Consider the following 14,047-nt stretch of genomic DNA (forward strand, 5'->3'; position numbering starts at 1 on the left):
GCAATATTCCGTAAAATAAATAATAGAATCTCAGAAGTTAGATAAACTATCACGCGCATTTAAATATATCTTTTGTTAACTAATTAATTTATGAAAGAAAATAAAATATAGAAAACTATCATCACGGCAATTATAGGAATCATAATCAAATTAGCACAAAATACACGGGTTTATCCGCTATCGTAGTGCTCAAGTCAACCGTGTTAGCCGAAAGACAAATGCTGAGAAGATACTTTGTTTGCCAACTATATTAAACAGTGATCGTAACATAAAACTGAACTTTCCTTTGCATTTTATGCAAACGATAAAAAAATTAGGCATTTTTAAACAATACTGCCAAATGCAAATATAGATTCTCATCGCGCTAATATTTATAACAACATAATAAATGTCACTATTAATGTTTTATATAGTTATACCGCGTCTAAATGCAGCTAACAGAACACTAATATAATTTGTCACGGCTATTTTTTGTATCTTTGATCTTGCGAAAATAATGCGAAAAAGGCTAAACCTACCGGGTGTACTGTTATCGCTGGTTGAAATTAGGCGTGTAACTCGAAGACATATGAGTAGCTATAGCAGATATTTCGATCAAAGAATAGTAATTATTCTTAGCAATATTCTAATTTTCTATTTTTATTGTTGAATCATAGTCGCTTTAATTATGATATCGATCATGTGATCGATTTGCATATATAATAATAGGAATTTAAAATCATCTTATCAGACGGGATAACATTGTTCATCGTATGATGTCATCCACCCATCAAAAGCCGTTTTAACTACATCAAAGACAGACAATATGTTTAGAAAAATGCCGGCACCCCAACTTTGCGGACACTCAGGCATGTTGCGATATACGAGCATCTAACATTGAAAAATAAATGAAATGAGCGCGGAAATCATCAAAATATCTTAGTAGATTATGCTGGAACACGTAGCCCATTTTCAGTATCTTCCTAATTATAATGTGCTAGCTTCAATGTACACCGGATAAGCTACAGAATACCATACTTTATCGCATTCTGTAGCACCTCGAACAAAAAGAGTTGTTAAGTAGCCAGACTTGGCTGGTATTACATTAAAACTCTTTCTATTTCTAGGCAGTGACATCTTTATGCAGCAATGTTTCCCGGTTGTCGTAAAATTACTATATTTAAGTTTTGCCAGACCTGACCGTCGATTCCAAATAATTACGCACTAAAACCGCATTGCTTCTAATTAGATCTTTAAAAAAAATCTTATGTTACTAACGATATTTTAGTAATTAAGAAACAAGTAACTTCTTTTATTACCTCTAACGGCTGATAGAACTTAGTGGTAAAATAATGGTGGCGCAAGATGCATACCTAGCTTGTATGCAGCATCTGCATACAAATTATTGTATAAATTAGCTACAATCAATAATAATTAGAAAAATCGTTCTATGTTATCATATTTTATAGAATATCGTGATATAAATACTGATGCTGTCGTATATATCTAACTATAGCAGTATGTTAAAGAACAAAAATTCTATCTAGATATGATGAGCGATCAAGCATCAATAACTGAGATTGTCTAAGATAATCACGTATAATTAAGCTTATTTAAAAGAAGATACTACAACTGACATAGTTAATAAACTATTACCGACAGTATACTGGTGGCTAATCTCAGTGTGCAAAGTTTAAAACACTCACTTCTGAATTATTAGCAAATCTAGTGCATAAAATTATGCTACTTGGCTTTTATTTTTATCTTTTATTTAGATAATACTTCACTACCAAGATCAGAACGTTAACTTCCCTTTGCCGTTTATAAGATTATTGTAGCAAGATAGAGCAATTTTATACATAGATATTATTTTTTCTTACGAGCCATACTTTTTCACGTGTTAGCTTCGAATCTTCATTGTAGCAAAATGCATGTTAAATAAGATTTATAGTTATTTTACAATTATTATCCTAACGAAATGTCGTAGAATTTTTAAAATTTTTACGATCTTTCTATAGCTTATTCATGACTGCGAGAAACTTCGCTAAACACCTTGCTAACAAAATAAAAAATCTTTTTTATCTGCATACTCATAATCAGTATGTAATGTTGATAGAGGATTGATTTAGATTTTGAGAGTTAAATCAGTAGTAAATGCTTTGCTCGTTGGTCTATCTATAATATAAAGAATTTTAGGTTAACATAAGACTTAAGAGTAAGTAACTTATCTCAGTGCCCCACACTCATGCGTATATGATATATACTGATTCAGCGGCCAATTTTTCAAATACATGACAAAACAGTGATGTGCACTACTGATGTGTTGTCTTAAACATGCTAGTCCGCTAACAAAAATGTAAATATCATTGATATACGTAGTAATCGAAAAAACGCAATGGCACGATGTTTAAAAGTAGAGCGCTAGTATTTTAAAAAATAGCTAGTAGTGAATAAAACCCGGAGGCTTTTTATTCAAACCAAACATTGCTCATGGCCGCCAGGTATATCTTAAACCTGTTATCTCCAGCGTTAGGTTAATTAATTTTACAACCAACGATACTAGCGTGTAATTATTAGTATGCTTTGTTGCCATCTTTGTTTAGTTAAAATTGATTATAGCTCACATATTGCGGGTGGCTTTTCAACATTAAATAATAATTTATATTAATATTCAGCTAGGTTTCCTGGTTCAATACCTTTTCATCGTCAGAAAATAAATATACATGCTAATAAAAGTAATATTATCAGTTAATTACTGGTTATAAGAAAATGCATCGTAATCTAATAATTTAGGAAAATTACCGCCGACTTAGTATACATCTTGATGTACGCAAAGATGTATTGCTATGAGCAAAGGTATGAGTACGTTCGAATAAAATATGGCGATTTAGCCGTAATAGTTGTACAATACAAACTGTACTATTCCCTCTTGCCTCTGCTTTAAGGCAGACTTAGTGCCGCGCAATCTTTTATTAAACATGGCGTTATTACAACATAGACACTACTAAACTTGGATAAGCTCCCTTTGTTTATTGTTATAAAGCCGATAAGTAAGGATGTTATAGACCAGCATAGTACTATGGCTAGGCCACAGAATTTTAAAGAAATAAAATCAATATCGATTGATAGTCATTCTCACGCGATAATGCGACTAAACTATTTTAAAAGGCGATACAGGAAAGAAGCTAAAACCATTGTGTTACGTACAAATCAAACCATCACAAGACATCTTATTTTTATTTATCAAATACCTTACAGAACAAGGTAAATATTTTACTTTGTCTTTAAGAGACATCTTGTTTATATGAAGAAACATAATACAAAATTACAGATAGCTATGCTAACTCTACGTGTGAAAAAGGGTTGTAGATATACCATAGCTAAGGAAACCAACCGAGTGATCACTGTAGCGAAGACCATAACATATCCCCGGAGCATTTAATATATGAAACAATGAGAAACAGATATCTTTAAGCACCAATGGTAAAAAAATCTTAAAATAAGTAAATTACTTACTTTCATGAATACCTAATGCATACCACACTACCTGGTCTCGGTTAAACCTAATAGTTCTAAGAATAACTGATGAATTAAAAAACTTTTAAACAACCGATGAGAAGTTAAGGTGATCAGTAGACTAAATTGCCATGAATTATATAAGCTATATTAGCTACATTATAATTACCATCCAGTTTTTTATACGTAACGCCTCCGACAGCGTTGTTACTGCGCCATAGAGCTAAACACTACATTATTTTTGCTGGGAAATAAACGATCAACATAGCGCAACCTGCAATCGGTAACGAACTAATCTCTAGTATTAGCTAGTTATAATGTATTAATGTTATCATTTAGTCTAAGAAAATAATGTATTTTTCTTATTGAAGTTATATCACTAAATATTAATAAGAGATTAGTTAACTTATCCGAATGATATTCGGCCACCGTTTTTGCAAAACGTCTAGTTTTTTTATACAAACTGATTATCAAAATAGATACAACCGCGTAGCTGATAAGCACCTTATGCGATTGAATACTAACTCATATGCAGCTTAGTATACGGACACAGCCATTACTTTTTTATATTATTACGCTATAGCTCTTCACCGAAGAAAGGACAGCATTGCACAATTTAGACCAGATGATATGTAAATTAACGTTTTATTATAACCATTGCAGTTATATAATTGTAGTATTTCCCAAGATAATCTAGACAATAGCTTCGTTTTTCTTTTTCTCCACACGATAAAGTTGCTGAAGCAGCATATTTTTAAAAGATTCTGATGATACAACGTATTTATACCCAACATTTTTTGTGAGAAGTTGTAACCTTAACCGGCCATCGCTTTGTTAGATAGCTGAAATATGTCTAATTGACTATCAGTTATTGACCTGCAAATATTTTTACTGACGCCGCATTTATCTATGCAACTAACACTACTACCAGGTTAGATCGTTTCCTTAGCGATGCGAGATCGCTATATTTTAACACGTTCTGCGGCTTATTTTTGTAACGTGTAATAATATCTATGACTAAACATGATGCTGACACCGCCTGGATCTTTATGATAGAAAATCTAGTGTGTTTCGTGGATCCCTAACAATAATCAATATTAACGATTTTTAATACAGATTGAAGTATTGTTAATATTATTCAGACTCATTTAACTGTGTACACCCAAGTGCCAAACCTGTTTATTTTCTTGCACTCACTCCGTGCATTAAACATTATCGGTTTCCCGCAGACTTGGATTGTGGGGAAGGGGGAAATAATATCATAGATATTCACGCCGCCTTACGTAAACTGCAGCAGAGATTATTTATCATTAACGGCTATATAAAAAATCGAATGAGTTTTTTCTGTAATTAAAAGATAAAACATATTGTTCGCATAATCATCTGATTAATTAAAATTATCGCTAGTATTTCAAATACCCCACCTATCCACGCACCATATATGAGCCTAAGTACACCCAAAAGAAATATGATTTTAATATAAATATTTTTAATATTTATATTAATTGTGTACCAACTCACTTAGTGAGTTACATCCTTATTAAAGGATCCTATCTTTTCTAAGTTAATTAAAACAGATTAAATACCATTTAAAGGGTTATTTTTTTATAATCTTAGTTCTTGATGCGCTAAATTAAAACTTCACTGGCACAAAAGTTATGATTTATTTAGGGGCGTTAAATCTTTATTATGCTAATATAATCTGATAGTGCTGTAATACCCTAAGTGTTGTTTATAATCTAGTGATATAATACATTATCGTGAATTTAGCTTCATAAAGCTATTAACAGACTCTCATTGAGTCTCTTCATCTCTTTTCTGCAGAAGCCTAAAAACGTATTGACTAATATACCACATTTGCCTTGCTTGACAGCTTGTGCTCTGCATTATTAGATATCAGCATAACATTAAACCGTTACTTACAGCTAGTATAAGTAACTTTCTTTAATCACGTTTAGAAAAATCAAACTAGAAGTAAGCTACGCAGCCACTAGGTCATCTAAAACACTTTTACTAAGCACCCGAGCCAGAAAGATTAACATCGCTCTTACTAGCAATAGATTGCAGATAAATACATTTTATCCCCATATATCAGACTGCATTTTAATGCCTGGCTAAGCATTAGATTTGGCAGAATAATAATGCCATAAGTATTAATTACTTTGATCAACATAAATGTCTAACATAGAGATGTTAACTGAGTTGTTGCGTTATAAATTTAACGCTGGTTACAACTCGTCGAATAAATACGACATTAAGAGTTTCAGGCCTTGTTAAGATGTTATTTTATTTCAAAACGTAATTTCCTCTTCTTCATGTTTATACGGCAACCTGATCAAACATAAATAATAAATCTGGTTAAATTCCTACATACTGTTTACCGTAATAACCGGAGTTTTTTGGCCAAGAAGCTTAATAGCCGTAAGATTGATGTTTATAAATCAGCTGTATATTAATCGATATGATGTTGATTGACAACTAAGTTTGGCTTTTCGAGTTTACATTCAGTAATAAATACTTTATTAGCGAAATAATATAAAAAAATTACAGGTGAGTGCAACACCTTAAACTTAAATGTTAAGTTTAAGGTTACCACAAAACCCAAATTTAAAGCATAGGGATTATTTCACTTCGAATCCCTTTAACTGCAAGTCCGCATGATAGGAAGAGCGCACGAATGGCCCGCAAGCAGCGTGGGTAAAACCCATCGCCAGAGCTTGTTTTCTTATTTTATCAAACTCTTGCGGACTAACATAGCGTTGAACCGGCAAATGATGACGGCTAGGTTGCAGATATTGCCCCAACGTAAACATCGTGACATCACGCCGCCGCAGATCGCGCATCACTTCAATGATTTCAGCGTTGGTTTCTCCTAGTCCGACCATAAGACCTGATTTTGTTGGGAGGTGAGGATTAGCAGCCTTGAAATTCTCAAGCAGCTTGAGCGACAAATTATAATTGGCGCCGGGGCGTACTTGGCGATAAAGACGTGGCACGTTTTCTAAATTGTGGTTAAAAACATCGGGCGGCGCGGCATTAATGATATCTAGCGCACAATCCATACGACCGCGAAAGTCTGGTACCAGAATTTCAATGCGTATATCGGGATTTTTGGAACGTATTTTTCGAATACAATCAACAAAATGTTGGGCGCCGCCATCGCGCAAATCATCTCGATCTACAGAGGTCACCACAACGTAGCACAGCCCCATATCAGCGATAGTTTGCGCTAATTTCTCAGGCTCGTTAGCGTCTGGAATAACAGGACGGCCGTGCGATACGTCACAAAATGGGCAACTACGGGTGCAAATCTCTCCTAAGATCATAAAGGTAACTGTCCCGTGGTTAAAACATTCTGCTAGATTCGGGCAAGATGCTTCCTCACACACTGAGTGCAAGCCGTTTTTACGCATAACGGCCTTGATGCTCTGAATACGACTTGAGTCGACAGGCAGTTTGATTTTTATCCAAGAAGGTTTGTGTAAACTGTCCTGCAATTTCACCGCGATATTTTTGATGGGAATTAAAGTCATCTTATCAAGATGACGATATTTAACGCCGCGTTTCATTTGTGTTGGCTTATTCATAATAATGCACGTCCAGTTCCTAAGTCTACAGCCTTGTAATAGTAAATAAAGTCAGTCTGTCATACTAGCATGAAAAGTGAGTGTAAAAATTATCAGTTTAAACATGTTGTTTATTGCTAATAAATATAAAATAACATGGAGCGCTATGGTGCTAGCATATAGCGTTCTGCCACGATTCAGGCACCGTAGTGCGCCGGATCCCAACCTTGTGTCTCGCTGCCCGTGGCATTTAATAGCCGCAGGCATTCCTCGATAAGAACTGAAGCAACATCGTCAATACTAGTACCCGGCGATAGATCGCTTACCTGTGTCATACGAAGACCGATATAACCACAGGGGTTTATGCGCAAAAAAGGCGATAAATCCATTGTCACGTTTAATGCCAATCCGTGGAAGGAACAGCCTTTGCGGATACGTAATCCTAGCGAACAAATTTTATTAGCTCCCACGTACACTCCAGGCGCGGAAGCGCGGGAGTAAGCAGAAATATTGAAGCGCGCAAGAGTAGAAATAACCGTACTCTCTAGCAGAGTAACTAAGTCGCGCGCCCCAAGCAGGCGCCGACGCAGGTTCAGTAAAACATACATTACCTGTTGCCCTGGACCGTGCAAGGTCACTTGACCCCCGCGATCGCTTTGAATGACCGGGATATCACCCGGATGCAGCAAATGTTCGATCTTACCGGAATGGCCTTGGGTAAATACCTGCGGGTGTTGCACCAGCCAAATTTCGTCGAAGCTAGCAGCATCACGATCATTGGTAAAGAGTTGCATCGCCCGAGACACTTGCTCATAAGGCTGCAGACCGAGCTGGCGGATAACCAGATTGTCTGACACGATCATCTCCCGTCTTAAAGCATTATATGTATAATATTTATTATACCTAACTTTTCGTATAGTGTTTCTATGTGCTCCACATAGGTAGCAATAATGATTCGCAATCAAATGTGCTAATGCCCTTTGTTGCTGGGTTTAAATTGCGGCTAATAACCACCAGAAACGTGGCGCTGCATTACTGTTAGTACTTAAATCTACCAATTCCGGATGAACAATACTTATGACTTTATAGGTAAACAAACAAGGTAAATTGAGCAATTTGGTTAGTTTGGTTATCGTACGTCCTTTAGAACAACAACTCACCGAGGCAGTATAACAAACTACAATGGGTCATCATAAAGGTACAGAATCTACCCCTCACAATCTATAAAAGGATTAACTAAACCAATAATGCAGTATAATATTGCCTTAATCGACCATGCAATTGAAGAAATTATTGTCTTTTACTTAGTTAAACACGACGCCAACAGGAGTTGCTCTATAGTTTTACTTTGCAGTTATCAATTAATAACACTGACCCACTAATTTTATCAGTAGTGCGCGTAGTTTTTGATGATTTAGCGTATTTCTAGTTTCATATCCTTCATCTAACCACAATAAATGATTAGATAAAAATTGTTGTTCCACACTTGGCTTAAAATTACAAGTCTTACAAAACTAACACAAGCTTGGTGGCGCACTATTTATCAGCTTTTAACAGCAACACAATTTAAAAAATCTTGATGTCATTGAATAAAATCTTCTTCGCGTGGTACCGCGGACATCAAGCACATCTTAACTTCTGTAACTAAAGCGACTAGATTGTAGCCAACAGATTCGGGACGACTACAGATTTAATGACATCGATATTCATAATTACTATCCACAGTAGGACGTTACGGTTCATCTGGAAAATCTTGTTAAAAGTACAGTATTTGTATTTATAAGTTGTATATTAGTTTCGCACGTCGCGAATTAGCACCTTATTATTTGTAATTGCAGCAATATCCCGCGTCCGGCATAGCTAAATTATTTGATGCTTCCAAACTGTGTATGAGCTTTAAAATGAGTATGTTACAGCCCACTACGAAACGCGATGACATTATCATTCATTAACCCGATAAATGCATCTTTCCTATCGGCTATGTAAAATTCCCTATTGCCATGCAAGTGTTATTTCTTGACTGTAAATTCACACTACGATTAAGTTACGATACAGACACACAATCGCCAAATGTTAGAAGTATTACCAAAAGTATTAGGATATCAAATTATCCTGATCTTGAGGTTTTTACAAAAAATATATCATTCGGAATGATCTTGCTAGTTTTGATGACTTAACCAATCACATAACTGGTTTTAATTGTGGTTAGATTAGCTGAAGGGAGATAAGTAAGCAGCGATATTTATTATTATCTGGATTATATCGGAAATTTAATTGATAAGAAATATAGTATTTAAAATTTTGCGGAACCACAAGAATTATAATCTTTAGATTAACATCTAATACAAAACTTATAGCAAATAATATTTATGACACACAACCTTACCAAGGTTCAACCGACTAAATCAGTACAGGGTGTCTTTACATATTTCATGCTAGGATAACGGGATCTATAATAATAATTTAAATTAGTATCGCGTCTATACTAGATGTTAGAAATAGACCGCATTAGATAATATAATAGCCCGCGCATCTTAAACAAATCACATTGTTTTAGTTAATTATATTAATTGTGGACTTCTCAATGTTCGGCCTATAAATTATGGTTAAGCATGAAAAGGATGTTGTCCATGAGGCACCTCATCGCGGTAATTATTTTGCGGCGATAAATACTAGCTGTTGTTAGACTTTTGTATGTAATCATTGTAACTTAAAATAATCCTGTTGAAAGAACTAAAATAAACCTGATTGCACGCAGGATAGTTTCACATTGGCTTACAATTTATTTAACAAAACCTCAATTAAGGTTAACTATTCATTTTGGTGTTTTTGGAAATATCCAATCGTCTGCAAAGTTTTTGCCATATATTGCACAGATACTTTCGCTGTTATGCCGAAAGATAAAGAACGTTTGGCTCTAATATTATTACCTGTTCTAAATAATGCTTAACGATTGTGATTTACTTAGTCATTGGTGAATTACCACCGACGGGTGGTAATCATAAGACGCAGTCGGCACAAACAGCTGCGATTTCTGCCAGATAGAACATACTTTGGGCATAGTCTCCTCTCTTCACTACATCTTATAAATTTTTAGACAACATTTTTCGATGAGTATGTATAGACATTACTATACCAACTCCCGCCATTAATACAATAAACGCAGAACCGCCATAACTTATCAGAGGCAACGGTACGCCAACCACCGGTAAAATGCCACTAACCATACCTATATTCACGAACACATAAACAAATAAAATCAACATTAAACCGCCGGCCATGACACGTCCAAAAGTGTTTTGTGCTCGCGCTGCGATGACTAAACCTCGGATGATGACCCCGAAGTAGAGGGCAAGCAGCACCAAGACTCCGATAAGCCCTAGCTCCTCCCCCAACACTGCAAAAATAAAGTCAGTGTGGCGTTCTGGTAAAAACTCTAGTTGTGACTGAGTGCCATGTAGCCAGCCTTTGCCAGACAGACCACCAGAACCGATAGCGATTTTCGACTGTATGATATGGTAGCCAGCACCAAGGGGATCGGTTTTAGGATCTAGTAGCATCATAATTCGGTCACGCTGGTAATCATGCATTAAAAACAACCACAATACGGGGATAAATGCTGCTAATAGCAGTATCGCCACGGCAATTAGCTTCCAACTCATCCCAGACAAGAATAATACGAACAGACCGGACGCAGCAATAAGAATAGCGGTGCCTAGATCAGGTTGCGAGGCTACTAACCGCGTGGGCACGAAAATCAGCACCAGCGCAATAGCAGTATTTTTCAGAGAAGGCGGGCAACTGTCGCGATTAATAAAGCGCGCAATCATAAGCGGTACGGTTATTTTGGCTATTTCCGATGGCTGGAAGCGAATAAAACCCAGATCCAACCAGCGCTGCGCGCCTTTACTAATTTGACCAAAGAAATCTACCAGTATCAACAAAAATACGCAAAAAATATACAGATATGGCGCCCATGCATCATAAACTCTTGGCGGTACCTGCGCCATAACAAGCATTACTAGCAGACCTATAACAATCTGGATAATCTTACGTATCATCATGTTGATATCCTGGCCGCTGGCACTCCAAACTGCCAAGGCACTGTAGGCCAACAGTAGGGTTACAAAAACAAGCAGCATCATGTCAATATGCAGCTTGTGCCAAAGGGATGTTTGTTGCTGATTACTAGTCATGATCAGTTAATCAATATGGTTGCCGGGCACAATCGGCGATTCCGCCGGTAAATATGTGGCATTATGGCACATAAAGATGTGATCCAATATTTGACGAGTAATGGTACCGACCATCGACGTACCAATACCTCCATTTTCTAGAATTACTACCACGCTCACGGTGGGTTTATTATAGGGGGCAAAGGCGGTCATCAGCTTATGATCGCGCATACGTTCCGATATTTTATAGGCATTGTAGGTTTCGTGCGCCTTCAGCCCATATACCTGAGCAGTACCAGATTTAGCCGCAACCTTGTAAGGAGCGTCGGCGAAACTCTTATACGCAGTACCGTTCGGCCGGTTGGCTACGCCATACATACCGTCTTTAGCAATTTTCCAGAAATCAGAATAAGGATCGCCGATTTGCTCATATTCTGGTTGACAGTAAGGAACCTGCCGGTCATCTTCCCGCGTGCTTTCTAGTAAATGCGGCATACGAACTAAGCCATCGTTAATTAGTGTCATTAATGCTTTTGACATTTGCACTGGCGTAGAGATCCAATAGCCTTGGCCTATTCCAACTGGAATAGTATCTCCCTTGTACCAGGGTTTTTTGAACCGCGATATTTTCCAGTCTCGGGTCGGCATTACACCAACGCGTTCTTCTAAAAGATCGATACCAGTATATCTGCCATAGCCAAATTTAGTCATCCATTCGGCAAGCCTGTCAATGCCCATATCATATGCCACTTGATAGAAGAAAGTGTCCGCTGATTCTTCCAGCGCACGGGTAACGTTTAACCAACCATGCCCCCAGCGCTTCCAGTCACGATAGCGTTTTTCGGAACCAGGTAATTGCCACCAGCCCGGATCAAATAGTGAAAAGCTTTTATTGATTACGCCAAGAGTTAGCGCAGAGACTGAGATATAGGGTTTCACAGTGGAGGCGGGCGGGTACAAACCCTGGGTGGCACGATTAATAAGAGGACAGTTTTCATCTTTCAATAACATTTGGTATTCATTCCTAGAAATACCATCGACAAACAAGTTTGGATCATAACTTGGGTTAGACACTAGTGCACGTATGCCACCGTCGCGGGGATCTACCACAACCACTGCGGCACGACTACCAACTAGCAGTTTTTCGATATATTGCTGCAAGTTAAGATCCAACGTTAAGGTAATATCCTTACCCGCCTGCGGCGGCTGCTCGTGCAGTTGACGAATCACCTGGCCACGGTTATTGACCTCAACCTTTTCGTAACCGGCTTTACCGTGCAAAATTCTTTCATAGTAGCGTTCGACACCTAACTTACCGATATCATGAGTAGCAGCATAGTTTGATAGGCTTCCTTCTTTCTCCAAACGTTCTACGTCGTGATCGTTTATTTTCGATACATAGCCGATAACATGCGTAAGAGCCGAGTTGTAAGGATAATAGCGACGTTGGTAACCCTTTACTTCGACGCCAGGGAAATTGTACTGATTAACGGCAAAACATGCTTGTTGCACTTCAGTCAAATTAACTTTAAGTGGTAACGAGGCAAAGCTACTGTAACGTTTTCGCTCTTTTTCAAAATTAGAGATGTCATCATTGGTCAAATCGACTATCGGGCGTAGAGCAGCAATTGTTTGGGATACATTATCCACTTTTTCCGGTACCAGCTCCAACTGATAAATGGTGCGATTTAGTGCCAACGGGATGCCATTGCGGTCGTATATAATGCCGCGACTAGGCGCGATAGGAACCAATTTAATACGATTTTCATTGGAGCGAGTGCAGTAATCCTCGAAACGAATAATTTGCAATTGGTATATATTAACGATAAGTATACTAGTTAATATTATAATGCCAGCAAAAGCAACAACAGCACGACGCAAGAATAGCGTCGACTCAGTTGAATAATTGCGAAAGCGAATACATTTTATTTTCATTCAGCGAAATTATTTGATGGTAATAATCTTCACTACTTCACTTGCAGTGAAGGGAGTACTTGATAGAGATGATATACGCACCCGTAAAGGTTCTCCGCGAACAGCATACATGACCAGCGCATACGGTCAAAAAATTAACGAGAATAGAAACTAGAGTTTCTCTCAGGTCAGCTAACCTTTAAAGGCGATGACTACCACAAAATTGGCCTACCTATAAGTGATTAACATAGCGATCCGCTTGCTTTCAGCATTAAAACTGTTGCGCAACCCATGAGGTTTATTATCGCACCCCAGATAACATCGATCAAAAATTTGGTTATCTTTTGCTACTGCCCAGCATTTGTTTAACTTCCTTTTCTATAAAACGAGCGATATTCGCATTGTTTACTCTTAAAAAAACCAAAAATTTGGTCAGGTTGAAGGGCTACTTGAGAAAAAACACTAACAATAGTGTACCCCATCCACAAGACGCACTCATTCTAAGATTTAATATCTACAGCGATCAACTGTAGATTGAAAATATCATCTTCAGAATTTTTCAGCTAATACCTTCGACGATTTCTTTCTGCATCACATGCATTATTAAATGGGTCAGATGGAAAAATATAGTTAACGGCATTTTTTGTTACCACAAGTCGCAACAACATTTAACAGGCAGCGTACAAGATATCCTCCCCTGATGTTCAGCTATGAAAACCCAGGGGACAAATATATCTATATATTGTAGATTACCATCTGATCTATAATATTAAACATGTAGTGCACGAAGCAGAAAATAATATATTAGCATTTATATAATAAAGCTTGCCAAAAACAAGCTATTTGAGCTTGACATCTTGCAAAGATTGCCTCCTCGAGTATTCCTTGCACGAAGCA

4 protein-coding genes are annotated in these 14,047 nt (G+C 37.2%); all 4 read right to left on the bottom strand.

Going from position 1 to position 14,047, the window contains the following annotated elements:
* Nucleotides 1-6,116: 6,116 nt before the first annotated feature.
* On the bottom strand, nt 6,117-7,082 hold the full coding sequence (gene lipA / locus HBA_RS02765; RefSeq protein WP_097032490.1) for a lipoyl synthase: 966 nt from the start codon (nt 7,080-7,082) through the stop codon (nt 6,117-6,119).
* Between the two features lie 176 nt (nt 7,083-7,258).
* Complete coding sequence (gene lipB, locus HBA_RS02770; protein ID WP_097032491.1) at nt 7,259-7,924, bottom strand: lipoyl(octanoyl) transferase LipB; 666 nt, start codon at nt 7,922-7,924, stop codon at nt 7,259-7,261.
* 2,220 nt (nt 7,925-10,144) lie between these two features.
* Nucleotides 10,145-11,257: a peptidoglycan glycosyltransferase MrdB gene (gene mrdB, locus HBA_RS02775; protein ID WP_097032492.1), complete on the bottom strand. Its 1,113-nt coding sequence runs from the start codon at nt 11,255-11,257 to the stop codon at nt 10,145-10,147.
* A 6-nt stretch (nt 11,258-11,263) separates the two neighbouring features.
* The gene (gene mrdA, locus HBA_RS02780) at nt 11,264-13,171 is read right to left on the bottom strand and encodes a peptidoglycan DD-transpeptidase MrdA (RefSeq protein WP_097032493.1); all 1,908 of its coding nucleotides are present in this window, start codon (nt 13,169-13,171) and stop codon (nt 11,264-11,266) included.
* Nucleotides 13,172-14,047 lie beyond the last annotated feature (876 nt).

Source organism: Sodalis endosymbiont of Henestaris halophilus (assembly GCF_900161835.1).
GTDB lineage: Bacteria > Pseudomonadota > Gammaproteobacteria > Enterobacterales > Enterobacteriaceae.

Excerpts from the sequence above, each read along its gene's own strand:
- lipA (WP_097032490.1), bottom strand. The coding sequence starts at position 7,082 with ATGAATAAGCCAACACAAATGAAACGCGGCGTTAAATATCGTCATCTT.
- lipB (WP_097032491.1), bottom strand. The coding sequence starts at position 7,924 with ATGATCGTGTCAGACAATCTGGTTATCCGCCAGCTCGGTCTGCAGCCT.
- mrdB (WP_097032492.1), bottom strand. The coding sequence starts at position 11,257 with ATGACTAGTAATCAGCAACAAACATCCCTTTGGCACAAGCTGCATATT.
- mrdA (WP_097032493.1), bottom strand. The coding sequence starts at position 13,171 with ATGAAAATAAAATGTATTCGCTTTCGCAATTATTCAACTGAGTCGACG.